The sequence below is a fragment of the Paenibacillus tritici genome (assembly GCF_013204885.1).
In the GTDB taxonomy this organism is placed as follows: Bacteria; Bacillota; Bacilli; order Paenibacillales; family Paenibacillaceae; genus Paenibacillus_AQ; species Paenibacillus_AQ tritici.
Genome location: NZ_JABMKX010000002.1, coordinates 471,464 through 497,080 on the forward strand (window position 1 = coordinate 471,464; position 25,617 = coordinate 497,080).

A 25,617-nucleotide genomic window follows, 5' to 3' on the forward strand; every position below is an offset into this window, starting at 1 on the left:
ATCTTTCTATGCCATCATTTGCTATACTCTATATTAACGAAAAAAATTAAAAAATTAAAACAAAGGGGATATCCTTGATGATTATTCAGCCAAAAACACGCGGCTTTATCTGCACAACTGCTCACCCGGAGGGATGTGCCGGACAAATACAGGAACAGATTGATTATGTACGGGCACAAAAGAAGCTCACAGGCCCGGCCAACGTGCTGGTGATCGGCGCTTCTACGGGTTATGGACTGGCTTCGCGGATTGCCGCTGCCTTCGGCGCAGGCGCCAACACCATCGGCGTATTCTTCGACAAAGCCGCTGAAGGCGCCCGCACAGCCTCGGCAGGCTGGTATAATTCTGCGGCTTTTGAACAGGAGGCGGCCAAGCAGGGCCTGAAATCCTTCAGCATCGTCGGCGATGCCTTCTCGGACGCTATCAAGACCAAGACTATAGATCTCATTAAGAGCGAATTCGGCACCGTTGATCTGGTGGTATACAGCGTGGCTTCCCCGCGCCGCACACATCCGGTAACCGGAGAAGTATTCTCCTCCGTGATTAAGCCGGTAGGCGAAGCATACACGAACAAGACGATGAATTTCCACACCGGAGAAGTCTCCACCGTTACCATTGAGCCGGCCACCGAAGACGAAGTCCGCCAGACCATCGCCGTCATGGGCGGAGAAGACTGGGGCATGTGGATTCATCAGCTGCAGGAAGCCGGTGTGCTGGCAGACGGCGCAACGACAGTGGCTTATTCCTATATCGGACCCAAGATCACTCACCCAATCTACCGCGATGGAACCATCGGCCAGGCGAAGAATGACCTGGAGCAGACTGCCATTGCCCTGAATGATCAGCTCTCCGCCACCGGCGGACGGGCCTTCGTATCCGTGAACAAGGCGCTGGTTACCCAGTCCAGCTCTGCGATTCCGGTGGTGCCGCTGTATATCTCCGCGCTGTACAGAGTGATGAAGGAGAAGGAGCTGCATGAGAACTGCATTCAGCAGATGTACCGCCTGTTCGCAGACCATCTGTATAACGGCGGTGAAGCCGCTGCGGACGGCAGCCACCTGATCCGCATTGATGACTGGGAGATGCGTGAGGATGTGCAGATTGAGGTTATGAGACGCTGGAACGAGCTGGAGACGGATAATGTGCCTGAGCTGGCGGATCTTGCAGGCTATCAGGATGACTTCTTCCATCTGTTCGGCTTCCGCACCGAAGGCGTGGATTACGAGGCTGAGACTGATCCTGCTGTTGAGATTCCTAATAGGGTTTAAGAGTTCTATATAAGATGCACTTTAAGTCTTGAACAATGAAGCTTCGTCGTCACTGCGGTGAACATTTGGACTTCCGGCCGCTGTTGTCCCCAGATTTCTTGAATTAAACCGCTATCCGCGGGTGAAATCCGGTGACAAAGGCGATCGCTACCGCTCCTACAGTTCCAAATTTCCCCTCCGTTTCTTTTGCTTTTTGTTAATTTCTTTTGTGCATCTTTTATAGATAGATGTACTTGTAAGCAGTTCAATTTATATAGATCAACATAGATCAACGATAATAAGCCGCCCCCTCTCCGGGGCGGCTTATTATGCATTCCTTTACAGTTGGTCACTGCACGGCCACACGGCAAGCGGCCCTTATCCTTTAACGCCTACTCGCTCCTCAAACATCTACTCGTCCTTCAAACGCTTCTGATATAGAACCACAGACACTATCGTTAATCCAACCGTCCAGGCCAGAATAATAAGCAGAGGCTGCGTTAGATCGGCTGTTGTATAACCTGTACCGCTTATGCTCAGCAAATGCACCAGCTGACTGCTTGGCATATAATCCAGCACCTGGAAGACCGGATAATCCTTCGCCAGTACGGCCCCCCACGGTGCCCCCATGAAGATGAACGCCACAGGAAGAATGGATAATGAGGCTTCAAGCAATGTCTTGGAGAACAGACCGCAGATCGTCCCGGCTGCTGTGTACAGAATAATGGACAGCACGATTCCAGTGACGAACGCTCCAACATTCACTGGCTCATAACCGAATAATAAGCTGGAAATAGCGATAACCACTGCGGACATGACAAAGACCAGACTGCTTTTGCCCAATAGGACATCCATCGTAGTCGCCGGAGTCATCATTAATGAACGCAACGTGCTGCGCTCCTTCTCTTCCGCAATCAGGCAGGCTTGGGCGAAGCAGGTCAGCAATACGAACGAGCTGTTGAACAGGAATCCGCTGGCCCCGGGCAGAGTCGTACCTGCCCTCCTGAACAGCAGAGCGAGAATAATAGGAAAAATCAGCATAATGGACAGCGCATAGTTGCGGGAGAACTCCTTGTAATCCTTCACAAAAATCGCCCGGACCCGTTTATAGGAGATACTCATAGCAGCTCACTTCCCGTCATTTTGATAAAAATATCGCCCAGGCTCGGTTCCTTCGTCTCCAGGCGGTCAATTAACCCCTGCTTCATCCAGTCCGCAATCCGGTCAGCCGTTACCCCATCCACCGGAAGCTCGTGGGCTTCCCCGTTAATCAGGTCCACCTGGATCACATTCTCCCGGTGCTGCCGCTTCAGCTCCTTCGGGGAGCCAATCGTTTGAATGCGCCCCTGATACAGAATCGCTACACGGTTACAGATCAGCTCTGCCTCCGCCATATTATGTGTAGTGATAAAAATCGTTGTTCCCCGCTCATTCAAGTACCGTAAGCCTTTGTAAATATGCGCGGCGTTAACCGGATCGAGTGCCGAAGTAGGCTCATCCAGGAATAATAATTCCGGCTCATGGATAATCGCACAGGCCAGCAGGACGCGCTGACGCATCCCTTTGGACAAGAGATTGGCTTTCTTCTTACGGTCGGCGCTTAAGTTGACAAACTGCAGCACCTGATCGACCGCAGAGGGGGGAAGATCATATAACTTCCGGTACAGCTCCAGATTCTCCTCAACTGACAGTCTTTCATATAGGCCGCTGTTATCCGTCAAAATGCCAAAGCGCATCTTCTGGGCAGATTGCCGCATGGTCTCCGCCGGCTGATTGAATACTTTCGCCTGTCCGCTTGTCGGATTTAACTGTGCCGTCAGAATTTTAATCAGGGTTGTTTTGCCTGCACCGCTCGGACCGAGGAACCCGAATATCTCTCCCTTCGGAATGTTAAAAGACACCTCTGCGAGCGCATCCCTGTCTCCAAATGTCTTGCGGACCCGTTCTACCTGGATCACATCCATGAACACCACTTCCTTAACGTTGATGCCATAAACATATACAGATCATAGAGGTTCAGCCACCAAAACACGCCGAAATGTAGCCCTTGCGGCCTGAACGGTACCTTTTACAGCTTGAGCAGTACCTTCAATTCCTGCAATCTGGAACGCGATAACGGGACCACGGCATCCTGACCTGTGTTCAACCGCAGGCTGTAGCTATTCTTCGTCCAGGTGATGATCTCCCTGATTTTTTGCAGATTGACGATGTAGGACCGGTGACACCTGAAGAACCCGAAATTCAGCAATCTCTGTTCGAGCTGGGTCAGCGTCAGGGCACAGTCATAATGCTCACCGCCCACATGAACCAGGATGGAGCCCTCTACACTTTCGATGAAATCAATCTCCGGCGGATCAAATAAAATCACCTTGTCCTGCCGTTTGGTAGAGACCTTCTGTAAGGTAATATTGGCCTCGTCCTGCTTCTGCATCTCCTGCTTGTCCTCTTCGGAATCCCGGATATCGAGCGGATGGCAGCCGGACCCGTTGAGCCGGTAAATGACATCACAGGATATCATGGCATCCTCCAAATTGGAGGTCAGAATGAGAATCTGCTTGTGCTGTGACAGGTCATCGAGTATCCGTTTGAATTGACGGCGCTCCTGCTCTTCCAGGTAGAAATAAGGCTCCTCCAGGACAAGTGCCCGTTGATGTGCAAAAAAGACACGCAGCAAGGTCACATACATCCTCTTAGAGGCGCTAAGGTGCATGATTCTCACCCTGCTCTCCTCTTGCAGGCCGAAATAGCCGATCAGTGAAGCGGCATGCTCCTTCTTCTCCGTTACCCGGATCAGAAAAGTAATCAGTTCCTCTACCGTCAGGCGCATGTACTCATTTTGCCCGGCCCGGAATACATAATAATGCTCCGCATTCTCCAATTGACTCATTAATAGCTGCTTCCGCTTCAGATCTGTTATGATGCCAGTCGATGGGGCTGCAGCCAGATCTAATTCGATCAGGGGCAGAAGTAACTCCCCGTCTTCATATATAGGTTGAAATTGCATGTCTTCCTCCCGGTTAGAGCGCTCTTGGATATATAATACGATTATAAAGTTATGCTATGTATTTGTCAGGTACGGCCAATTTATAAGTATAGGACGGCGATATCATATGGGCCTGCATCCCCTAGGATTTATTGTACCCTTATTCGTATTACTTCCGAATCTGATTTTTATATTCCTCCCGCCCCGGAATGCTCCTGAATCCCTGTCCTCCACCCCGCTGATCTTCACGCTCCTGGAACGGGCCGGCCAGGTCACCTGCTTCATGATGCCTATTCTCTTTGGCGACCTGCTTGCTGCAGAGCCGCTTGGAGGGTCCGCTGTACTCATGGTAATCTGTCTGCTGATTTATTACGGGTGCTGGGTCCGCTTTTACCGCAGGAAGAGAGAGTTCTCTGTGTTATTTACGCCCTGGCTTGGCATTCCGGTCCCTATGGCTGTCTTTCCGGCCCTCTATTTCCTGCTGCTCAGTTATTGGCTTCAGTCCTGGCTGTTTGCGGTCCCTGCCTGTCTGTTCACCGTGGGTCATCTGGTCAATAGCTGGAGCGTCTATCAGCAGATCCGCCAATACCGCAATTAACCTAAAGTTTCACGCAACAAACCTATATCCTACCAGGCCTATAATATCCTTAAGAACAATATAACGATATTATGGAGGTTAGGATAATGAACTGGACCGATGTCATTGAACACACGCTAACGACTACTCGGCTTAATATTAAGCGCTTTGGAGAAGCTTTTCCTATCGTAAGCATGGGGGGCGGCAAATACCACCTGACGGACCACACCAACTGGACGGAAGGCTTCTGGAGCGGCATTCTGTGGCTGAGCTATGAATACAGCCAGGACCCGGAGATTCACGCCGCTGCGATCCAGGCGACAGAGTCCTTCCACCAGCGTATGATTGACGGGCAGGCGCTGGATCACCACGACATAGGCTTCCTGTATTCGTTGTCGGCCAAGGCCCGCTGGATCACCGAACAGGATGAAGCCTCGCGTCTGCTGGCGGTGGAGGCGGCCGACATGTTAATGAAGCGCTGGCGCTCCGGACCCCAGCTCTTTCAGGCTTGGGGACCGGAAGGCGATGAAGAGAACGGAGGGCGGATCATCATCGACTGCCTGATGAATCTTCCGCTCCTCTGCTGGGCCAGTGAGCAGACCGGAGACCCGGTCTATGCCAGGGCCGCCCGGACCCAAGCCGAGAAGAGCCGCCGCTTCCTGGTGAGGGGGGACGACTCCTCCTATCATACCTTTTATTTCGATCCGCAGACGGGGAATGCCCTGCGCGGCGGGACTGCCCAAGGCTATCAGGACGGCTCCACCTGGACGCGGGGACAGGCCTGGGGAGTCTACGGCTTCGCCCTGGCCTACCGCAGCTTCCAGGAGCCTCCTTATCTCGAAACCTCCAAACGAATGGCCCGCTACTTCCTGGAGCATCTGCCCGCCGACCATGTAGCATACTGGGATTTCGATGCCCCGCAGGAGGAAGGCACGCCGCGCGACAGTTCAGCCTCCGCCATCGTAGTATGCGGTCTCCTGGAGCTGCTGGAGCATCTGCCGGAGAATGACCCGGATCGGGAATATTTCAGGGAAGCCGTGACCCGGTCTATGGATTCGTTGATGAACTACTACTTCACCGCAGGCAATCCATCCGAAGAGGGCTTTCTGCGGCATGGCTCCTATTCAGTCAGAGGCAATTCCTCACCCGATGATTTCATGATCTGGGGCGACTATTTCTTCCTGGAGGCGCTGCTGCGTCTGGAGCGGGGGGTTCCGGGGTACTGGTATGAACGGGGATAACCGCACCGCTTCTAAATGAAGCCAGTGGACCGTATGAGACCTTGCGGCAATCCGCCCGTCCGCCTGGACAGGCAGGCCTACTATAAGTCTGCCTGTTTGTGCTGATCTGGATGGGGGAATTCCCCAGTGAATATTAGAAGTACTAGTTGAAATCCTGCACAAAAAGCAACTTCCCCTCATCATTTCAGCCTTAGATCAGCACTTGTTGCACAAAAAGCAGGATTCCCCCCTCCACCAAGCAACCTAGCGGGAAAATTCCTGCATTCTATGCAGCATTCCTCCCGCGCTCACGGCTATCGCGGAGGCAAAGCTGCAATTCTTACAACAGTTTAGGAAAAGAAGCCTAGATTACACAGGAGGCCCCAAATGAATTCAATTCTAAACGTTATAGAGAAGCTAAAGTTGAACGTCTTGAATATTGAAGATGTTCCAGAGTCATTTAGCTCTGATGTCTACAAGCTTACTCTCTCCAGTGGAGAAACTGTATTTGTTAAAATCCCCTTCAACAAGGATAAACTGTTCCGTGAATTTCAGATGCTCGAAACCTTAAAGGAGGTATTACCTGTTCCTAAGGTACTCGACATTTGGTATGGGGATGAGCGCACTAAGGGCGCATTGCTTCTATCAGCCATTCAAGGTATGCCTTGTACAGGTGACGTAGATGAGAAGCTTTCTTTTCAAATGGGTACATATCTTGCCATGCTCCATGAGGTCCAGGCTCCCGGGTATGGGCATCATGCAGCCGAAGGTTATAAGTTATTTGACCATAATAACTGGAGATTACATATCCAAAGTAATTTTGAAATGTGGAAAGAGCCCTGCAAAGAGATTCTCGGCTCAACATTGTATGAGAAATGTATTCTTCATTTTGATAGAGTTTTCTCTGCTTTACCGGAGCCTGACGGGCCGTGCTTTGTTCACATGGATTTTCGACCAGGCAATATATTGGTGCAAGGTAACGAGGTTGCCGGCATTATTGATTTCGAGAGTGCCCGCGGAGGATCATCGGAAGTAGATTTTACCAAAGTCAACCGCTATATTTGGGAGGCTAACCCGAGAACAAAGTCACCATTTATTGAGGGTTATCAATCGGTTCGGCCTATGATGGCACTGGAAAGAGTGCTGCCATTTTATAATTTTTACGACGCTTTCTCCTCCATTGCCTGGTGTAAAAAAAGAGGAATTGCCAAAAATCAAACATTCCTCCAGGAAAATATTCTTATATTATCAAATTCGGTGGGCTAAACTTCGGCCCGAAAGGTTTTACCAAGCTGGTTACCCAGACCGAAATAATGACGAAAATTATATATTAGAGGAGCCCATTTTTGGGGATCAATATGATTGCCTTCCATGATTATTTCTTTGTGGGCATGTACAAGTACGGCTTGTGTCTCAATGATCGCAAAGTTAGGGGAATGCTCAGGAATCCGGATGTTGTGAACCCTGGCCTCTATTTGTAACGGACATTCCATAATTCGTGCAGGCTGTACCGTCTCCGAGTCAATGGGGGTTAATCCGCTCATAGCATACTTATCTTTTTGATACGTGTATCCATATTTCTCCTTATTTTCAGGAACTGGATTCTTCCCTGTGTAAGGAGCCAGCTGTTCAACATTCTCCCAAAGTGAAGGACCGGGAATATTAATCACACACTCCGGAAGCCGTTCTAAATTATCAATCGCTTTCCCCCCAAGACCAATCCCTAATACAATACAATCTCCTAAGGCCCATGATGATGAGATCGGGCTAATATTTACTGTTCCATCTTCATTCAATGTATTTAGTAAAATGACAGGGGTCCCATAATATAAAATTTTAGGTTTAATCGTTTCTGTTACCGGAATCTGTTTTGAATTTTTCATTTTAGTTCTCCTCGATGTGTATTCGTTCTCCTAAATTGTATAATATAAATAATTCAAGGATCATCGAATGATGGAATGCAAAGCGGAGGGTAACATGAAAACAAATTCAAATGTAGCAATCATCGCTTCTCTAGTGAGTGAAACTTCCCGCGCAGCAATATTAACTGTCCTATTGGACGGAAGGTTTCATGCAGCAGGTGAACTAGCCTATATAGCCGGAATCACACCTCAAACGGCAAGCTTCCATTTAGCCAAAATGGTCGATGCCCATGTAATTTCCGTTGAACAACAAGGCAGACACCGATACTACGGGATTCACAATCCAGAGGTGGCTCAGGTTATGGAATCCTTACTATCTATTGCTCCCCCTGTTCATATCAAGTCATTAAAACAAGCTTCAGAGGATAAAGCGCTGCGTCTGGCAAGGACCTGTTATGATCATCTCGCCGGGAGTTTGGGGGTGCAATTAACAGATTCACTGATCAGGACAGGCATTCTGTGCGAAGAAAACAAACAGTTTACCGTTACTGAACGCGGGAAGGACTTTTTCACAAACTTTAGAATTGACCTTGAAAAAGCCGAAAAAAAACGCCGCTCCTTCTGTCATAAATGTCTGGATTGGAGTGAACGGCGCCCCCATCTTGCCGGAGCCTTAGGTAATGCCCTTCTGGAACGGCTTTTAGAGTTGAATTGGATTCAACGTCTGCCCAAGACGCGCGCGATAATCATTACTTCCGAGGGTAAGATAGGCTTTAAAGAAGTATTTTCATTGGATATGGAGATTGGTAGCCACGAATAAGGTTCGACCTAAGGCTGCCAACCGGCATAGACAACCAAGACAAGGAGCCCCATAAATATGTCCAGAATCATGATTGTGGAAGATGATCCGAAGATTGCAGACCTGCTGCAGTCAGCTATTGAGAAGTATGGGTATGAGGTGGTCAGGGTCAAGGACTTCCGCCACGTGCTGCAGGAATTTGAACAGATGAGACCGGAGCTGGTGCTGCTGGATGTGAATCTGCCCAGCTATGACGGGTATTACTGGTGCCGGCAAATCCGCGGGGTCTCCACTTGTCCGGTGCTGTTCATCTCGGCGCGGGACGGGGAGATGGACCAGATCATGGCGCTTGAGAACGGCGGGGATGATTATATCACCAAGCCCTTCCATTCAGGAATTGTACTCGCCAAAATCCACAGTCACCTCCGCCGGGCCTACGGGGAATATGCGGGCAAGCGCGGGGAGCTGATGCTGGAGAAGGAAGGGCTGAAGCTGTATCTTGAACGGCTTGAACTGCAGTATGGGCAGGCGGTTGTGACCCTCACCCGCAAGGAATCCGATCTCATCGAGAGTCTTATGGAGCGTTACCCCAGAGTAGCCAGCCGGGAGGCTCTGCTGGAGAAGCTGTGGGACCCGCAGGCATTCGTGGATGAGAACACGCTTAATGTGAATATTGCAAGGGCCCGCAAGAAATTCCAGGAGCTTGGGCTGGAGGATGCGGTGCTTACCGTCAGAGGTTCAGGATACCGGCTGAATCTTAGCGCTGAAGAGGCGGAGTCATGAAGCTGTTTATCCGTGAGCATGTCTTGTTATTGGTTGTTCAGATCGTGCAATTTGGCGCTATGCTGTCGATCTACTGGCTGGACGGCTACCGCGATCTTCCGACCGCACTCTATTCGGTCTTCCTTGGCTTCTTCTTTCTCTGCTGCTACTTGATCTATCAATTCATCAGCAGGCGCCGGTACTATCTTCGCCTCGGGAAGCCGCTTGAGACGCTGGACGAATCCTTCCAGACGATGGAGAACAACCCCGTATCCCAAGCCCTGGAGCAGCTGCTTCACTCCCAATACCGCCTCTATCAGCAGCAGCTGACAGCGGCGAAGCTCCAGCAGGAGCAGCATCTGACCTTCATCGACCAATGGGTCCATCAGATGAAAACCCCGCTGTCCGTGATTGAACTGACGGTGCAGAATATAGACGAGCCTGAGTTCGCCAGCATCCGCGAGGAGCTGGAACGTATGCGCGGCGGACTGCATACCGTTCTTTATATGGCCCGGCTGCGGGCCTTTGAACAGGATTTTCATATTAAACCAGTTGTCCTGCCGAGACTCGTAAATGAGGTTGTCCATGATCACAAGCGTCTTTTCATCCGAAACGGCATATTCCCTGATGTGAAGGCCGGCTCTCCCGGAATTACCGCCCGGACCGATGAGAAATGGCTGTTCTTCATGCTGTCGCAGATCCTGGGCAATGCTATCAAATATTCAGCAGCGGCCTCTAAGGGCGGCGGACTGAAGATTGCTATATCCTGCTACATGAGAGGAGCGGACGCGGTCATTGAGGTGAAGGACCAGGGGATCGGTATTCAGGCGTCTGATCTGTCCAGGGTATTCGCCCCCTTCTTCACCGGTGACAACGGGCGCGGACTGCGGGAGTCTACGGGAATGGGGCTGTATTTGACCAAGGAGGCCGCAGACCGTCTGGGGCACCGGCTTGAGCTGGAATCGGCGGTGGGCGAAGGAACGGTCATACGGATTATTTTGAAGGCTGATCCTTAGCTTACATACGTGTAATACAAGTGAAATCTAATTCGATAGATGAAAGGCCGCCGCCTCCGCTATATTGGTCTTAACACCATTCTAGTGCATACAGAGAAGGAGAGAACCTTATGCTGGAGGTACAACAGGTCAGTAAAATATATGAGGGAAACGTCACCTACCGGGCCTTGACCAATATTGATTTAACCATTGCGGACGGAGAATTCGTGGGGATTATGGGGCCTTCGGGAAGCGGAAAAACCACTCTGCTGAATATGATTGCCACCGTGGACGCACCGACTACGGGAAGCATTCTAATCGGCGGCAAGGATATCGGCAAGCTGGATAACCATGAACTGGCGGTATTCCGCCGCCGCGAGCTGGGTTTTGTCTTTCAGGATTTCAATCTGCTGAATACCTTAACGGTAGAAGAGAATATCGTGCTGCCGCTGACACTGGATGGCACCCGGATCAGTGAAATGAAGCAAAAGTCGCGGGAGATTGCCGGGAAGCTGGGCATTAGCTCCATTATGAAAAAACGTACGTACGAGATCTCCGGCGGACAAGCCCAGCGGACAGCCATCGCCAGAGCCATGATCCATTCCCCCAAGCTGCTGCTGGCGGATGAGCCCACCGGCAATCTGGATTCAGGCGCAGCCAGGGATGTGATGGATCTGCTGGAAACGATCAACCGGCAGCAGGCAACGACGATGATGCTGGTTACCCATGACGCCTTAGCCGCCAGCTATTGTCATCGCGTGGTGTTCATTAAGGACGGCAGGTTCTATACAGAGATTCACCGGGGGGATAACCGCCAGAGCTTTTTCCAGAAAATTATGGATACACTTTCGCTGTTAGGAGGATATAACCATGACGTTCCGCCAGTTCGCATTCCGTAATGTCACCCGGAACGCCAGGTTATACACCGCCTATTTTCTCAGCAGCATGTTTACGGTGATGGTCTTCTTCACCTTCTCCATCTTCGCTTATCATCCGCTGCTTAGCGGGGAGCGCATTCAATCCAGCGCCGCTCTTGCGCTTGCGGTCTCCAAATGGGTGATCTACATATTCTCCTTCTTCTTCGTCCTCTACTCCATGAGTGCATTTCTGCAATCGCGTAAACGGGAGTTCGGGCTGATGATGATGCACGGTATGACTGTCCGGCAGCTGCGGCGGATGATTTTTCTGGAGAATATGATCGTCGGGTCAGGCGCCACTCTGAGCGGCATCGGACTTGGCCTTATCTTTGCCAAAGGGATTCTGCTTGCAGGAGAGAACGTGCTTGCCCTTAACGAGCCGCTTCAATTCTATTTGCCGTTCAAGGCGATAGTGTTGACCCTGTTCTCCTTCCTGCTGCTGTTCGTCCTGATCTCCCTGTTCATCTCATCCGTGCTGCGCAGCGGAAAGCTGATTACGCTCATTAAGGCAGACCGTCAGCCCAAGCCGGAGCCGAAGGCCTCGCTGCTATTGTCATTGCTGGTGGTATCGCTGCTGGGGGTCAGCTACTTCCTGTCTCTCCGGGCGAGTGGTCTGAATGTAGTACTGCTGCTCGTGCCGGTGGTCATTATGGTCACGATCGGTACCTATCTGCTGTTCACACAGCTCAGCGTGTACCTGATTCACAAGCTGAAGGCACGGGAGGGACTGTACTGGCGCCGGACCAATATGCTGCTGTTCTCTGACCTTTCCCACCGGATGAAGGACAACGCCCGCGCTTTTTTTCTGGTCGCCATCATCTCTACCGTGTCCTTCAGCGCGATAGGAGCGTTATACGGATTTCAGTCGATGATCAACGGAGCGCTGACGCAGAAGAATCCCTATCTGTTCACCTATCAGTCCGCAGACGGTGACAGCAACGCACAGGCCCATATACAGCTGATTGACGAGAGCCTTGGCAGAGCCGGGATTTCCGCCGAGAAAACAGGTCTGGAGCTTAACTACTATAAAGCTGTGGATGGCCGGACAATGGTTCTGGTGAAGCAATCCGATTATAACCGCCTGGCAGCGCTGATGGAGCTGAAGTCCATCCGGCTGGCCGCAGGGAAAGCCGCAATTGTTGATTTCGGGCTGTCCCGCAAGGGAGAAGAACTGCTCAACCAGCCGGTCGAGCTGCAGCCGGGAGTCGTCATCGAGGCGGACCAGGCTGTCGTATCTTGGGCGATCCGGGGAGTCAGCGGTTATTATGTCGTCCCCGATGAGTGGATCGGGACGCTTGGACAGCCGCTCAAAGTGAGCCGTTATTATGCATGGCACGGGGCAACTGGACAGCCGGGAGTAAAGAAGGCAGGCGAAAAGCTGACCAATGAGCTTCCCTATGATGAGCAGTATACTTTCTATGCCCTTGAGTATTTGACCTCCAAGACAAATGAGGGCTTTGGCCCGGTGATGTTCATCGGTTTTTTTGTCGGGATCGTATTTTTTGTCTCTGCCGGCAGCTTCCTCTATTTCCGGCTGTATAGTGATCTGGATGAGGATAAGCACAAGTTCAAGGCTATTTCCAAGCTGGGGCTGAGTGACAAGGAGCTTGGCCGGATATTGAACCGCCAGCTCAGCCTGCTCTTCTTTGCTCCAATCGTGGTCGCCCTGGTACATGGAGCCGTTGCCCTTACGGCCTTGTCTCACATGTTCCAGTACTCCATATTCAGGGAGTCCCTGCTTGTGCTTGGCCTGTTCTTCTTCATTCAGGTGATCTACTTCTTCATTGTCCGCCTGTTCTACACGAGACAGATCCGGTCGGCATTAGCCGGATAACCCCGGCACGACACTTTGTTTTGGAGTAGGATCAACGTGAGCACTTGGGTGGACGCTGCGTGAACGGACCGTTGTTCCAATCGCTGTGCTCTCCAGATTTTTTTCATTCCCCTTAGCGGTGAAAATCCGGAGACCAAGGCGACCGCTTCCGCTTTTCCACAATCGTTCCGTCCTCTCCGCTGTTTAAGCGGGAAAAGTTTTTAAAATCTTTCTAAAATCACAAAGAGAAACCGGCCTTTGGTAAAATGGAGTTACTACACAACCCTTTCAGAGGAGAGTTTTCTGTACATTCAATAGTCCATGGACCCACTTTGCTTGCCAATGGATCTGGAAGAAGATATCCCGGAAAGTCACCTCGTTCGTGCTCGTGAATGCAACCGTCAATCGGCTGGACAACGCCATTTTTGACGCTGCCTATCCCGGCGGCGGCCGTGACAGCTACCACCGCCATGCTTCAGTTTCTGGCTGACGAAAAAGCCACCCATGACCAAAAAAGCAGAGCAGCGATCCTCCAATAACGGGAGAATCGCTGCTCTGCTCACTTTTTGTAGCATTAAGAATGATGATGACAACTGCCTTCTGCCATAGAAAATCTGCTTTTGGTACAGCCTCTTTTGCCGTATCCATTGTCTGTTCTAACCGCACCCGTTATGGTTCTGCGCAAGTAGCGCCCGCCCTCCCCTACGGCAAGACCGAGAAGACAATATCGTCGAACAGCATATAAGCGAAGCCGCTGGTGTAGAAGCCGACCTTGCCGGACGGGCGGTGGCCCGGATCAGTGCCGGAGAGCCTTGGCGAACCATTGACAGATACGGCAATATCTCCGTCCTGCACCGTCACCTTCACCTCATATTCTGTATCCGGCAGCAGGTCATGTCCCGGCAGCACATTCTCGGTAAGCTTCTGCCACGCGGTATCATACAGAATCCAGCCGGAAGATCCGTCGGCCCGGGTCCGGTAGCCAATCCGGGTGGAGCCGGCGCTGTCCTGGCGGTCGAAGATGTACAGGATACCGTTATCCGGCATCATGGGTGGCGTCTTCAGCTTGAAGTCCAGCTGATAGTTCGTGAAGCTGCGGTCGAGCAGACCGCTGGCACCATTCAGGAGCTTGTAGCGGCGGTTGCCGTCCGCATCTGCGGCAATGCTGCGGTTCGGGTCTACCGGCCAGCCGTTGCCTCCGTTCTCGAAGTCTGTCTCATGCATAATATTCGAGACGGTGACTGTGATATCCGCCTTCACGAGCGGATTCACCGTGGACACTGCAGAGATCAGGGTCTGCCCCTCGTATACGGCTTGAACCACTCCCGTACTGTCCACCGTAGCGACCGCAGGGTTAGCCGACTGCCAGGTGACGCCTGTATCCGGCGTATCCACAGGGTCGAAGGCCAGCTCCAGTTGCCGCTGTTCCCCGGCGGCTATACGCACTGTGCTCTCTGCCGGAATGATTCCGGCCAGCGTAGGGGTCAGCGCCTTGAACTGAATGTCATCGAAGTGCATCTGGCTGACATTGCTGACGTAGAATCCGACTTTCCCTGCCGCGTTATGCCCCGGATCATTGCCCTTCAGACGAAACGCCCCATCCAGGTAGACGCTGATGTCGCCGCCCTTCACCAGCATCTTGACCGCATATTCCGTATTCGGCTGCAGATCATGCCCTGGCCGCTTAACCTCCTTCAGCACCGTCCAAGCCGAATTGTACAGCAGCCAGGCAGAGCTTCCGTCTGCCCGTGTCCTGTACCCGATCCGGCTGGAACCGCTGCCGGCCTGACGGTCGAAGATGTAGAAGGTCGCATTATCCCCCATGACCTCCGGTGTCTTCAGCTTGAAGTTCAGCTCATAATCAGAGAAGGACTTGGGACTGAGCGACGAGGCCCCGTTCAGAATCTTGTACCAGCGGTTCGACCCAATCTTCTCAATGCTGCGGTTCGCATCCTGCAGCCAGCCGTTCGCGCCGGATTCGAAATCCGTGAAGTCCATCACGCCGTCCCCTGCCTCCACGTGCACCGTAACCGCAGCGGTCAGCAGCGGATTCTCCGCCGAGGCTACCGTAATAACCGTGGTGCCAACCGACTGTCCGGTAACGGCACCTCCGCTATCTACAGCCGCAACTCCGGGATCGGCCGAAGTGAAGGTCAGAGCGGGATGGTCCGCGTTCCACGGAAGCACCGCCGTGCGCAGCTTCACCGTTTTCCAGCGGTCCACGGTAATTTCACTGTCATAGACGGCTACCCCCTCTACAGGATAGCTGTCTGGACCGTCTGTTGTGCCCGCCTTGCCGTCAATGCCGATATCGCCAAACGGGATATCCGGGAAGCCGGGAATAACATCGAAGACATCCGCATCCGGCCGCAGCGACAGATCGCCTCCCGCCAGGTTGGTGAAGCCGGGATCTGCTGTGGTCACCCAGTTATCCGCGTACTGGACCAGTCCGAACTTGTCATATGCCCCGTATACATTGGTCGTCACACTGCGCGGAACCGACGGGTTATAGACGACATTCCCCTGGAAGGTATTCGTGTCCGGATAATAACGGTTCTCCGTGAAGAAATCCGCCAGCTCCGGATACTTGGTCAGATAAGGGGTTCCGGTAAAATTATTGTTCGCCGCGAACAGCGCCTGCCATTTCGGCATGTAGTTGAGCGGGACCTGATCATCCGGCTCATCGCCCAGGAACATATCCGCATAATCATAAGGAATTTTGCTGTCGATGAATATATTGTTACGGGTCAGGATATGTGCACCGCCGTTGTTTTTAATAGCCGAATTGCCCATCTTGTAAAAGATATTCTCGTCGATGGTCAACCCCATCGTGAAATTGTCGGGATAGACGCCCTCCACCCCGGCCTTGCTCTCGCCGATGTTATGGAAGTAATTACGCCGGATGACCGTCCCCCGCTCATGGGGCTGCTCACCTGCATTCATATAGATCGCGCCGAGATCCGAGAAGGTAGTGCATACGTCATAGATCTCGTTATACTCCACGGTATGATCATTGCCGAAGATCAGCACGCCGGGATGAGGCGCATCATGCAGCTCATTGTCCGACATGCGGTTGCCGACGCCGGATAGCAGTACCCCGGGATTGTAGGCTTTGTGATAGTAGGCAAAATCGTGAATATGCGAATTCTCCACCACATTGTTCCCTGGCGCCAGCGTCGTTTTGTTGCCGCCTGTCAGTGTGACGGCGGTGCCGCCGATATGATGAATATGAGTGCTGATAATGGCGTGGTCCGTTCCCGGCGCCCCTTCAAAGTTGTTGTAGTAGAACCGGCTCTGCGTATTGACCAGCACGCCGCTGTTGGTGAAGTTACGGATCTCGCTGTTCAGAATACGCATATGACTGCCGCCCATGAATACGGCTGCCGAATCACGGCCGTTCTCAAGGATAAGCTCGGAGAAGTCGATATACGAAGCATTGAGCGCGTTAATCATCGGACTCTTCAGCATCGTAACTTCAATATCCGGGTTATCCGCTGCAAACTCGGCGTTCGGCAGGAAATAGAGCTTCCCCGCCTGGCGGTCAATATAATATTCGCCGGGCATATCCATTTCCTCCAGCAGATTCTGCGCGAAATGGAAGTCCGGATACCAGTTCTTGAAGATGCCGCTCATTTCCCCGTAGCGAAGGGTGATGCTCTTAGCAGCCGTGTCAATGGATGCAATCTTGTTGTACGACCATTCCCAGCTGTAGCCGAAGATCCCGTCCAGCCAGATATCGTCTGCCTGCGTCCAGTACTGGGGCCGGTCATACGTGTACGTGAAGGTCCCGCCGCGCGTATGCACTTCCCCGTTCGGGTCCTTCCTGGTCGGACCCGGATCAAGGATCTCATCCATCTGGACCGTGCTCTCATTGGGCCAGCGGGCCAGGGTCATGCCCTGCCCGGCCACATACAGCTCCATCGGCGGCACCTCGCTCAGATCATTGGCCAGATAATAGCCATGGCGGCTGAGCTGGCCGTAATCGGTGATGCCAAGCGCCCCCAGATCTGCTGCGAGCACTTTCGTTCTCGCGTCGGTACTGATAATCCGGCCGAGAATGGCCGGGTCAGTGACCGGAACGAACGCGGATTTGGCCAGCTTACGGGAGCCTGACAGAGTCACCGACTCCCCCGGATAAGCCGTGTACTTAACCGGCTTACCGGCCTCGCCGGAGTCCTGCTGGCGCAGCTCGAAGCTGGAGGTCCGTTCGTACCTGCCTTCACGCAGATACACGGTGACGCCGCCGTCCGGCAGTCCTTCCTCCGTCTTCAGCGTCCGGATCGCATCGCGCGCCTTCTCCAGCGTCTGGAATGGGGCAGTCAGGGTCCCGGAATTGGAATCGCTTCCATTATTGGCGACATAAAAAGCCGTCCCGGACGTACCGCCCTCCGCTTGTGCAACTGGGGGAGTGGGGTTGAGCGTGAACAGCAGACTGGCTGCAAGTGCCGCAAGCAAACGTTTTTTCACCAAGGCTCCTCTTCCTTTCAAAGTGGGATGTAGGGGCTTCGCCATCTATACCTTGACGAAGCCCTCCATGAGCAGCAGATTTCTCCGGTTTCTCCTCAGCCTATTTCTTCAGACCTTTATCCTTCAGGAATTGTTCAAATTGCTTGGTGACTTCCGCCACGTATTTCTCCTCGCCCGCTTCCTTCAGCTTGCCGTACAGCGCAGGCCAGGTCTCTTCAAAATCAAGCGTACCGGTAACCAGTCCCCGTTTGTATTCTCCCCATACGGCGTTCAGGTTGGCAATTTCGGTATTCACCGGCTCGGAATTGAATTTGAAGGCACCGACAGGATTGACCTCGGAATCAGAATTGATCTTCTTGGTCTCTTCCCAGACATTCTCCGGCTGTCCCTCCTTCAGATAAGAGTTGAACACACTCCCGAACACCCAGTCCATATTCGGCAGGTAACGGGAATCCGCTTTGGCCTTGATGTACTCTCCATCGGCCTTATCATAATGTTCACCAGCAATGCCGTTACAGAGCAGATTGTACAGCTCCTTGTCGGTATTCACCAGATTCAGGAACATCATCGCGCGTTCGGGATTAGGAGCGGTACGGCTGATGGACTGGTTGGTGGTGGCTGAATAGCCGTTAGAGAACCAGTCGCTAAGCGGAACGGTGATCACATCATTGCCGCCGTTTTTGGCCTTCACCTCAGCCTCAACCCCCGGCTTCAGCGTCACGTTGAAATCGACGGCAATTTGGCCTTTCGCCAGGTAATCATTCGCTTTTTCGGTGGCGGCATCCTTGTAAATATAGCCATCCTTATACCATTTGCTGGCCAGCCGGAAATTGTTCAGCTCTTCTTCGGGATAGCGCTGTAATGTATAAGTGGGATCATCTGTTTTGATATAGAAATGGTCATCCAGACCTGGAACCACCCAGTACTTGTCGTCATGAGCCTCGGGATTGATGAAGGAGGTACCGAATATGCCAAACGGAATGATGTCCGGCTCATTCTGCTTAATCTGGGCCAGGAAGGGCTCGATATCGGCTACTTTTTTGATGGAAGCGGTGTCAAGTTTGTACTTGTCAGCGAAGCGCTTCTGGATGATGAATCCATACCGGGAGCCGTTGATCTGCTGGTTCGGGATGCCGTATATCTCCCCGTCCACCGAGAGGCCGTCCCACATGACCTGCGGCACATCCTTCTTCAGCTCCGGCGCATACTCCTCAAGCAGAGCATCCATCGGCTGGATGGCGCCCTTGCGCACCAGCTCTTCAGGCTTCAGCATGTAGCCGGTCCAGAGAATATCGAACTTCTCGCCTGCCGCAAGCACCGTGTTCATCTTCTGCACATAATCCCCGATCGCTACAGGCATCAGCTTGACGGTGGCATTGATCTTCGCCTTCGTAATCTTGTTTACTTCCTCCTGCACCTTAGCCTGATCTGCCTGAAGCTGCGACAACGGATAATACCAGGTCAGTTCAACCGGCTTCAGCTCCCCTGCGCTTCCGGATTCCGGAGCCGCACTTTGCGCGGCATCCGTCCCGCTTCCTTCCGTGCCTGTCCCGGCATTCGTGCCGCCGTTATTATTCCCCCCGCAGCCTGACAGCACAGATGCAACCAGCATTACGGACGCCAATACTCCAACCAGCCTTTTTCTCATGTAAGTGACCTCCTGTACTTAGTACATGTAATTGTATGTTAACCCTTTAGGGAGCCAACCGTAAGTCCTTTGACGAAAAACCGCTGAAAAAACGGGAAGATCACCAGCATCGGTCCGCCGGCCAGTACAGCAATCGCCATCCGCGCCGAGCTGTTCGGGAAGCTGCTCAGATCAATGCCGAGCTGTCCGGTAAATTCAGAGTTCGTCGTCAGAAACTCGATGCTGTTGAGCGTCCGCACCAGCAGAAGCTGCAGCGGCACCTTGTTCGGATCGTCGATGTAGAGCATGGCGTTGAACCATTCGTTCCAGTAGGTAAAGGAGATCAGCAGACCCAGCGTCGCCAGCGCCGGAGTGGACAACGGCAGGATGATCCGGAAGAAAATGCGGAATTCCCGCGCCCCGTCGATTTTGGCCGATTCAATGATCTCCAGCGGAATCTTGGACATGAAGCCCTTCATGACCATAATGTTGAACGGTGACAGCAGAATGGGCAGAATCAGCGCCAGCAGGCTGTCTTTCAGATGCAGATATTGCGTAATGAGAATGTAGGAGGGAACGAGCCCCCCGCTGAACAGCATGGTGAAAAATACATAGAAGGTCGTCGCCCGGTTATACCGGTAATCCTGCCTTGAAATCACGTATGCGGTCATCGCGGTCAGGAGCAGTCCGGCCAGCGCGCCGATAATGGTCACCGTGAAGGTCACCCCATAGGCACGGAGCAGAATATCGGGAGCGTCCAGCAGATACCGGTAGGCATCCAGACTGAAGGACTCAGGGATGAACTGATACCCATTGTGGGTCAGCGACTTCTCATCGGTCAGCGATACGGCTATCACCAGCAGGAACGGCAGAATCACCACCAGCGACAACACCGTAAACAGCAGATTAATAAACAGCTTGGAAAATTCAAATTTCTTGCCCACGCTCAGGGCACCTCCTTACCACAGGGAATTATCGGGATCGACCTTGCGCACAATTCCGTTAGCCGTCAGCACCAGTACCAGACCTACAACCGACTGGTAAAAGCCTGTAGCCGCAGACATGCTTACATTGCCGACTTCACGCAGCGCACGGTATACATAGGTATCAATGATATCCGTAGAGCCGTACAGGAAACCGGAGTTATTCGGGATGAAATAATGCAGGCCGAAATCTCCGCGGAACATATTGCCGATGGACAGAATCAGCATAATAATGATGATCGGAGCCATCAGCGGGATAGTGATTTTGAACGCCATCTGCCGCTTGGTTGCCCCGTCGATCCGCGCCGCCTCGTAATATTCACTGTTAATGCCAATAATCCCGGCAAAATAAATCAGCGTATTGAAGCCCACGACCTTCCATAATTGAACCAGAATGAGAATGACCGGCCACGGCCCGGCATCCTGGTACCAGCTCACCGGATTCAGCCCGAAGGATTCCAGGGTGCGGTTGATAAAACCATCCGAATGGTTCAGGAAAGCATAGGCCACATAACCCACAAGTACCCATGAAAGGAAATGTGGCAGAAACAAGGCTGTCTGGTAGAACTTGCTCCATTTCGCCTTGATTTCATTCATTAGAATCGCCAGCAGCAGTGCTGCCGAGGTACCTACCACAATGTAGGCGGTATTATATAGAACCGTATTTCGGGTAATCCGCCATGCCGTATCCGTAGTGAATAAATAACGGAAATTATCCAGTCCCACCCACTTACTGCCGAAGATACCGAGATCATACCGGTAATTCTTGAAGGCAATAATCAGGCCGATCATGGGAATGTAGGCAAAAATCAATTTGTACAGCAGTCCCGGCAGTGAGAGCAGAAACAGCTCCCGGTTGTTCTTGAAATGATGCAGCTCTCTTCCGATCCACGTTCTTCTGCGCGTTCCCGGCGGCGCACCTGAACTTGCTCTTTGTTCCGCTAGTGGAACCTTATTCAACATAACCAAAGCCCCTTCCTTTCCTTCCTTAGCTGCAGCTGTTTGCCTGTGTCCCAGGCTTTGCACGACTAACATAGCGCAGAATCCGGCTGTAGCGTTACTGTACAATTGCAAGAATGCTGTAACGGCGGGCTGTATTGTTGCCAGATTCCTGTTCCGGCGGGCGCAGAACTCAGGTGCGGCGCAAAAAGCCCGCTAAATGAGCAGCGCTCATTCAGCGGACTTGTGCCTTTCGTATGGGAAGAAGGAAATTATTTGCTGCGGTCAATAGCACATTTCAGACGGTACTCCTTCGGCGTAGTGCCGTAGCGGCGTTTGAACAGGCGGTAGAAATAGCTCTCATTCCCGAATCCGACCTTCTCCATAATCTCAGTCACAGTCAGGTCCTTCTGCTCCAGATACTCTCTGGCACAGGACAGCCGGGCGGCATTGATCTGATCGACCACAGTTGTCCCTTCCTGCGCCTTGAACACCTGCCCCAGGTACACGGAGCTCATCTTGAGCATATCGGCGATCCGCTGCACATTGAGGTCGGGATCAGCGTAATGCTTATCAATGATCTCCTTCACCGTTTCCGCCAGCAGCCGGTTCTTATCTTCCCGGCCGCTCCGGCGCTGCTCCGCGACTTCACGCACCACCTCCTGAAGGACAGTCTCGATCTCATCCAGTGTTTCCTTTTCCAGAATCCGCCGGTTAATCGCCTGAAGGTTGACCGAGACCGGGTTCACGTTACGGCTGTTCATCTCTCCAAGCGTCTGGTTTAAGGTCACGGCAAGATGCAGCACCGCAGAGTACATATTCTCGTAGCTGAAGCCGCCGAGCAGCTCTCTCCATTTACGGATCGTCTGCTCTGTCTCTGCCAGATCTCCGCCCTTCAGCCCGTCCGTCAGCTGCCGTTCCAGCTCCTGCGGGATACGCAGCGCTTCATTCTGCTCATTCTCCCGGAGCAGCCCAGGCTCCATAACCGCTCCCTTGCCGAAGATCATCCGGTAGTTGGAGTGGCGTATAGCCAGATTGTAATGCCGGGTAATGAGGCGGTAATCGCTGAACACTTCGCTTAGTGTAACGGTAAAAGTAATATGATAATAACGGGCAATCTTCTGCTGAAGCTCCCTGAAGCGCTCCTCCAGCTTCGCCAGCTCCTCCTCCGTGTTCCCGGCAATGAAGACCAGATGGCCGCTCTTCATATCTGCGGCTTCGCAGGACCCTTCCAGGCGCAGTACCTCCTGGCCGATGTTGGCTATGGCGAAATACAGCAGGGATTCCATCGGCAGTCCCGGCTCTGCCGCAAGCCCCTGCAGATTGTCGATCTGAACGAGCGCCAGACGGAGCGGGGACGGATAGGCGATGTCAATGCTGTGCTGCTCCCTGAGCTGCAAGATGGCCTGCTCATCCAGGCTGTGGCTTGCGCCGATCAGGCTGCGGAGCTGATAGAGCTTGGCAACATTGGACTGCGAAGCCCGCTCCAGCTCAAGGCCCTTGAGCTTACTGATCATCTCGGTGAGGTTGGCCGCAATCAGCGACAGCTCATCCTTGGCCTGCGGCGCCCCGCGGACATCCTGCGGAACCAGTGTCAGCAGTTGGCCTACCGGCTTATACAGACGTACCGCAAAGAACACGGAGAGCAGGACGGCGAGCAGAACTACGGACAGTGTGACCGCGATCTCCGTCCATTTCATCTGCCGGACGCTGCCCAGCACCACATCATAATCCTGCATGCTGACAATCTGCCAGTTGTTCAGGGCTTTGCTCAGATAAGTAACCTTATACTTCGTGTCGTCATGCTTATAGTTGAAGGAATCCAGCGGCCTGCCCGATTCGCTGATCCGCGGCAGCAGCTCCCCCTTGAGGTCGAGATCCTCAGGCAGCTGCCCGCCGGTGGAGATGAGCACCTCACCGTCGGTATCGGTCACGAATAGAACATCACTTTGCCGCTCGGCTACCTGGTTAAGCGCTTTCATGTTGTCCAGCATCCAGCCCGGCTTCACCGTCAGAATTAGCACATTGTCATTGATTGAACCCAGCGCCTCCCCGTCATACAGGAAGAACGCAAAGACATCAATGCCCTCGCCCTTTCCGTCCAGGTCCAGCGGAATAAGCTGTAGCTTCGGCAAGTCTGCCCTGGAGTCCATATAGCCCTGAAGGGAGCTGTACAGAAGATTATTATCAATCTCATGATTCAGCGACGAGAAGAAGCGGTGCTGGGCCCCGTTATAGAATACAGCCGCATGAAGATACGGGGACGCTGCGACCGTATGGTTAAGCCGTTCAATTTTGAGAATGCTCTGCCTGTAATCCGCACCGGACTTCAGCGCCAGCAATTCCTCGTCATTGTACAGGGACACCGCCAGATCTTTTACGATCCCGTTCATGTTCTCGATATTGTAATTGATCTGGGTCAGCAGCTTGCGGTCGGCTTCATTCTGCATGCTAAGCACCTTGCTGCGGGCACCCGAGTTCACAAACAGCGAGGCCACAGCCAGTATAGCGACAACAAGCATGAAGCTGAGTAAGATCCGCTGCAGATATTTCCGCGAACGGATCGTCTGAAGTACATTCATAGGTGATCTCTCCCGGCTCTTAGGGTGACCTTACTATAATCCCGCGCCAAATTGCTTGTCAATCGGTGGTTCTGTGAGCCGCCTTCGGGAATTCTTACGCACCGTGCAGCTGATCCGCCTCGCACCGAAGCAGCTCCCGGAGAAGGGTCCGGGCAATCACCTCATGTCCCGGGGTATCCGGGTGGATGCCGTCGCCGTATCTATAGGAGGCATTCAGCGACCGCTCATGCCGGATATGCTCCAGCAGCGGTGTGCGCAGATCAATGACTCCGTCCGCCGGACACCCCCCGGACAGCAGCCAGCCTGCATAACGCTCCAGCACCTGATCATAGTCTTCATACGGCGCCAGATAGCTGAAGTCAGCTGCATCCGCCGGCTGCAGTGGACCGTTCATGGACAAGGCATCGAACGGCGGCGGGGTCATGAGCACTACCCCTGCTCCCGCATTACGAATCTGTGTGCTGAGCGCCAGCATCCCCGCCTGATAAGCGCCGAACCGCTTATCCGAGAACGGATGATAGATTCCGTCATTCATCCCATAACAGGCTACGGCCACATCGGGAGCGGCTGCCGCCAGTTCCCCGGCCAGCCGCTCATGGACGCTCGGCCGCGGGCCGGGATGCGCCGCTTCGCTGAGTCCCGAGACCGTCTCGCTGGGAACTCCGGATGGAGCCAGCTCCACGGTCCACTCCGGGCGGTGTCTGCTCAGCCATTCCCGGATCAGCCGGATATATCGTCCGTCAGCCGTGATGCTGTCCCCGAGAAACAGAATCTTGGGACCTCCGGTATGGGTTATTCCTTTATTCCTCAGTACATGCAGCATTCTTGTCCCTCCTCACCTTACGCAGGCCTGTGCCTGGCCCTGCCGCAGCCGGGCCGGTATACCCGCCATCTAATGGTAGCGCCGCCTGCCCCTTTCCGCCTTGACGATCCCGACCTTCTTTAGCATAATATGGCCATGACAACCAAAATACTAGCGCGGGATATTGGCCTTGAGCCCGGTTTCACCTTCAGAATCCAGAAATGCCCGCTGACCCATGATTACTATGTCCACAGCCATGACTTCTCGGAGCTGGTCGTTATTCTGTCGGGAAATGCCGTTCATATCATTGAGGGGAGGGAATATCCGGTTACCGCCGGCCAGGTTTTTCTAATCCACAGCAACGTTTCCCACGGCTACAAGAATGTCGACGGCATCGAATACGTCAATGTAATGTTCCAGCCCGAGCAGCTGCTTCAGCAGTCCGAGTTAAGACTTCTGCCAGGCTTCCAGGCACTGTTCTACATTGAGCCGTTCTACCGGAAGGAGATGTACTTCAAGGGCATGCTCTCTCTTGAAGCCGGGCAGCTAAGGGAAGCTACGCGGCTGCTCGATGATATTCTGGAGGAGCATGACCGGCAGCCGGAAGGCTACCGGCTGATGATCCGCACCTACTTCACCGCTCTGGTAGGCATGCTCTCCCGCTATTATCAGAACAGCAGCGGCCATGAGGATAACAAGGCGCTGCGGATCGGGGAGACCGTCACCTATATCGAGGAGCATTTCCTGCAGCCGGTCACGCTGCAATCCATGGCGGACCGGGCCTATATGTCTACCCGCCAGTTCCTGAGAGTATTCACCCGCAATTACCACACCACCCCTATGGATTATGTCATCCGCAAGCGGCTGGATTATTCCTGCACACTGCTGCGCAGCCCCGGCCTGAGCATCTCCCAGGTGGCGATGGACAGCGGCTTCCATGACCAGAATTATTACTCCCGCCAGTTCCGCAAGGTATTCAACTGCACCCCCAGCCAATACCGAGAGAGGATGCAGGGTACCTGACCGTAAGCCGGAACAGGCG

The 25,617-nt window shown here is 53.1% G+C and carries 21 protein-coding genes; 10 read left to right on the forward strand and 11 right to left on the reverse strand.

Going from position 1 to position 25,617, the window contains the following annotated elements; translation table 11 throughout:
* Positions 1-77: 77 nt before the first annotated feature.
* A complete protein-coding gene (gene fabV, locus HQN87_RS05115; RefSeq protein ID WP_173128716.1) occupies positions 78-1,268 on the forward strand; it encodes an enoyl-ACP reductase FabV in 1,191 nt (396 codons plus the stop codon).
* A 390-nt stretch (positions 1,269-1,658) separates the two neighbouring features.
* On the opposite strand, the gene HQN87_RS05120 is transcribed toward fabV, so the two are convergent.
* The 3 genes from HQN87_RS05120 to HQN87_RS05130 form a co-directional block, all read right to left on the reverse strand.
* The gene (locus HQN87_RS05120) at positions 1,659-2,369 is read right to left on the reverse strand and encodes an ABC transporter permease (RefSeq protein ID WP_173128718.1); all 711 of its coding nucleotides are present in this window, start codon (positions 2,367-2,369) and stop codon (positions 1,659-1,661) included.
* Entirely contained in the window at positions 2,366-3,211 is an 846-nt protein-coding gene (locus HQN87_RS05125; RefSeq protein WP_173128720.1) for an ABC transporter ATP-binding protein, read from the reverse strand. The genes HQN87_RS05120 and HQN87_RS05125 overlap by 4 nt, the downstream gene beginning before the upstream one ends.
* Positions 3,212-3,315: 104 nt before the next feature.
* Positions 3,316-4,251, reverse strand: coding sequence for a LytTR family transcriptional regulator DNA-binding domain-containing protein (locus HQN87_RS05130; protein WP_173128722.1), 936 nt, complete (start codon positions 4,249-4,251; stop codon positions 3,316-3,318).
* Positions 4,252-4,357: 106 nt separating this feature from the next.
* Between HQN87_RS05130 and HQN87_RS05135 the strand changes: the two genes are divergently transcribed.
* The 3 genes from HQN87_RS05135 (at position 4,358) to HQN87_RS05145 (ending at position 7,293) form a co-directional block, all read left to right on the forward strand.
* Complete coding sequence (locus tag HQN87_RS05135; protein WP_173128724.1) at positions 4,358-4,828, forward strand: hypothetical protein; 471 nt, start codon at positions 4,358-4,360, stop codon at positions 4,826-4,828.
* An 86-nt stretch (positions 4,829-4,914) separates the two neighbouring features.
* Positions 4,915-6,048, forward strand: coding sequence for a glycoside hydrolase family 88 protein (locus HQN87_RS05140; protein ID WP_173128726.1), 1,134 nt, complete (start codon positions 4,915-4,917; stop codon positions 6,046-6,048).
* A 366-nt stretch (positions 6,049-6,414) separates the two neighbouring features.
* Positions 6,415-7,293 (forward strand): phosphotransferase family protein, encoded by an 879-nt coding sequence (locus tag HQN87_RS05145; RefSeq protein WP_173128729.1) that lies wholly within the window; start codon positions 6,415-6,417, stop codon positions 7,291-7,293.
* On the opposite strand, the gene HQN87_RS05150 is transcribed toward HQN87_RS05145, so the two are convergent.
* Positions 7,290-7,910: a flavin reductase family protein gene (locus tag HQN87_RS05150; RefSeq protein WP_173128732.1), complete on the reverse strand. Its 621-nt coding sequence runs from the start codon at positions 7,908-7,910 to the stop codon at positions 7,290-7,292. The genes HQN87_RS05145 and HQN87_RS05150 overlap by 4 nt on opposite strands.
* A gap of 94 nt (positions 7,911-8,004) precedes the next feature.
* Here HQN87_RS05150 and HQN87_RS05155 point away from each other — a divergent pair, with 94 nt between their 5' ends.
* From HQN87_RS05155 to HQN87_RS05175, 5 genes are all read left to right on the forward strand, one after another.
* The gene (locus HQN87_RS05155) at positions 8,005-8,709 is read left to right on the forward strand and encodes an ArsR/SmtB family transcription factor (protein WP_173128735.1); all 705 of its coding nucleotides are present in this window, start codon (positions 8,005-8,007) and stop codon (positions 8,707-8,709) included.
* Between the two features lie 57 nt (positions 8,710-8,766).
* Positions 8,767-9,471, forward strand: coding sequence for a response regulator transcription factor (locus HQN87_RS05160; protein WP_173128738.1), 705 nt, complete (start codon positions 8,767-8,769; stop codon positions 9,469-9,471).
* The gene (locus HQN87_RS05165) at positions 9,468-10,466 is read left to right on the forward strand and encodes a sensor histidine kinase (RefSeq protein WP_173128741.1); all 999 of its coding nucleotides are present in this window, start codon (positions 9,468-9,470) and stop codon (positions 10,464-10,466) included. The genes HQN87_RS05160 and HQN87_RS05165 overlap by 4 nt, the downstream gene beginning before the upstream one ends.
* Positions 10,467-10,576: 110 nt before the next feature.
* Complete coding sequence (locus tag HQN87_RS05170) at positions 10,577-11,344, forward strand: ABC transporter ATP-binding protein (protein ID WP_173128744.1); 768 nt, start codon at positions 10,577-10,579, stop codon at positions 11,342-11,344.
* Positions 11,316-13,196, forward strand: a complete 1,881-nt coding sequence (locus tag HQN87_RS05175) for an FtsX-like permease family protein (protein ID WP_173128747.1) — start codon at positions 11,316-11,318, stop codon at positions 13,194-13,196. Before HQN87_RS05170 ends, HQN87_RS05175 begins: the two co-directional genes overlap by 29 nt.
* 438 nt (positions 13,197-13,634) lie before the next feature.
* Here the strand turns inward: HQN87_RS05175 and HQN87_RS32035 are convergent, their stop codons facing one another.
* The 7 genes from HQN87_RS32035 to HQN87_RS05210 form a co-directional block, all read right to left on the reverse strand.
* A complete protein-coding gene (locus HQN87_RS32035) occupies positions 13,635-13,823 on the reverse strand; it encodes a hypothetical protein (protein WP_216857148.1) in 189 nt (62 codons plus the stop codon).
* A 54-nt stretch (positions 13,824-13,877) separates the two neighbouring features.
* Complete coding sequence (locus HQN87_RS05185; protein ID WP_173128753.1) at positions 13,878-17,642, reverse strand: Ig-like domain-containing protein; 3,765 nt, start codon at positions 17,640-17,642, stop codon at positions 13,878-13,880.
* A 100-nt stretch (positions 17,643-17,742) separates the two neighbouring features.
* Positions 17,743-19,290 (reverse strand): ABC transporter substrate-binding protein, encoded by a 1,548-nt coding sequence (locus HQN87_RS05190; RefSeq protein ID WP_173128756.1) that lies wholly within the window; start codon positions 19,288-19,290, stop codon positions 17,743-17,745.
* Positions 19,291-19,328: 38 nt separating this feature from the next.
* The gene (locus HQN87_RS05195; RefSeq protein ID WP_173128759.1) at positions 19,329-20,213 is read right to left on the reverse strand and encodes a carbohydrate ABC transporter permease; all 885 of its coding nucleotides are present in this window, start codon (positions 20,211-20,213) and stop codon (positions 19,329-19,331) included.
* A 15-nt stretch (positions 20,214-20,228) separates the two neighbouring features.
* On the reverse strand, positions 20,229-21,215 hold the full coding sequence (locus HQN87_RS05200; protein ID WP_173128762.1) for an ABC transporter permease: 987 nt from the start codon (positions 21,213-21,215) through the stop codon (positions 20,229-20,231).
* A 248-nt stretch (positions 21,216-21,463) separates the two neighbouring features.
* Complete coding sequence (locus HQN87_RS05205; RefSeq protein ID WP_173128765.1) at positions 21,464-23,773, reverse strand: AraC family transcriptional regulator; 2,310 nt, start codon at positions 23,771-23,773, stop codon at positions 21,464-21,466.
* A 94-nt stretch (positions 23,774-23,867) separates the two neighbouring features.
* The gene (locus tag HQN87_RS05210; RefSeq protein WP_173128768.1) at positions 23,868-24,596 is read right to left on the reverse strand and encodes a GDSL-type esterase/lipase family protein; all 729 of its coding nucleotides are present in this window, start codon (positions 24,594-24,596) and stop codon (positions 23,868-23,870) included.
* 135 nt (positions 24,597-24,731) lie between these two features.
* Here HQN87_RS05210 and HQN87_RS05215 point away from each other — a divergent pair, with 135 nt between their 5' ends.
* Entirely contained in the window at positions 24,732-25,598 is an 867-nt protein-coding gene (locus HQN87_RS05215; RefSeq protein WP_173128771.1) for a helix-turn-helix domain-containing protein, read from the forward strand.
* The last annotated feature ends 19 nt before the right edge of the window (positions 25,599-25,617 follow it).

Bases quoted from the DNA above. Each gene is read 5' to 3' on its own strand.
- fabV (WP_173128716.1), top strand. From the start codon at position 78: ATGATTATTCAGCCAAAAACACGCGGCTTTATCTGCACAACTGCTCAC.
- HQN87_RS05120 (WP_173128718.1), bottom strand. From the start codon at position 2,369: ATGAGTATCTCCTATAAACGGGTCCGGGCGATTTTTGTGAAGGATTAC.
- HQN87_RS05125 (WP_173128720.1), bottom strand. From the start codon at position 3,211: ATGGATGTGATCCAGGTAGAACGGGTCCGCAAGACATTTGGAGACAGG.
- HQN87_RS05130 (WP_173128722.1), bottom strand. From the start codon at position 4,251: ATGCAATTTCAACCTATATATGAAGACGGGGAGTTACTTCTGCCCCTG.
- HQN87_RS05135 (WP_173128724.1), top strand. From the start codon at position 4,358: ATGGGCCTGCATCCCCTAGGATTTATTGTACCCTTATTCGTATTACTT.
- HQN87_RS05140 (WP_173128726.1), top strand. From the start codon at position 4,915: ATGAACTGGACCGATGTCATTGAACACACGCTAACGACTACTCGGCTT.
- HQN87_RS05145 (WP_173128729.1), top strand. From the start codon at position 6,415: ATGAATTCAATTCTAAACGTTATAGAGAAGCTAAAGTTGAACGTCTTG.
- HQN87_RS05150 (WP_173128732.1), bottom strand. From the start codon at position 7,910: ATGAAAAATTCAAAACAGATTCCGGTAACAGAAACGATTAAACCTAAA.
- HQN87_RS05155 (WP_173128735.1), top strand. From the start codon at position 8,005: ATGAAAACAAATTCAAATGTAGCAATCATCGCTTCTCTAGTGAGTGAA.
- HQN87_RS05160 (WP_173128738.1), top strand. From the start codon at position 8,767: ATGTCCAGAATCATGATTGTGGAAGATGATCCGAAGATTGCAGACCTG.
- HQN87_RS05165 (WP_173128741.1), top strand. From the start codon at position 9,468: ATGAAGCTGTTTATCCGTGAGCATGTCTTGTTATTGGTTGTTCAGATC.
- HQN87_RS05170 (WP_173128744.1), top strand. From the start codon at position 10,577: ATGCTGGAGGTACAACAGGTCAGTAAAATATATGAGGGAAACGTCACC.
- HQN87_RS05175 (WP_173128747.1), top strand. From the start codon at position 11,316: ATGACGTTCCGCCAGTTCGCATTCCGTAATGTCACCCGGAACGCCAGG.
- HQN87_RS32035 (WP_216857148.1), bottom strand. From the start codon at position 13,823: ATGGATACGGCAAAAGAGGCTGTACCAAAAGCAGATTTTCTATGGCAG.
- HQN87_RS05190 (WP_173128756.1), bottom strand. From the start codon at position 19,290: ATGAGAAAAAGGCTGGTTGGAGTATTGGCGTCCGTAATGCTGGTTGCA.
- HQN87_RS05200 (WP_173128762.1), bottom strand. From the start codon at position 21,215: ATGTTGAATAAGGTTCCACTAGCGGAACAAAGAGCAAGTTCAGGTGCG.
- HQN87_RS05205 (WP_173128765.1), bottom strand. From the start codon at position 23,773: ATGAATGTACTTCAGACGATCCGTTCGCGGAAATATCTGCAGCGGATC.
- HQN87_RS05210 (WP_173128768.1), bottom strand. From the start codon at position 24,596: ATGCTGCATGTACTGAGGAATAAAGGAATAACCCATACCGGAGGTCCC.
- HQN87_RS05215 (WP_173128771.1), top strand. From the start codon at position 24,732: ATGACAACCAAAATACTAGCGCGGGATATTGGCCTTGAGCCCGGTTTC.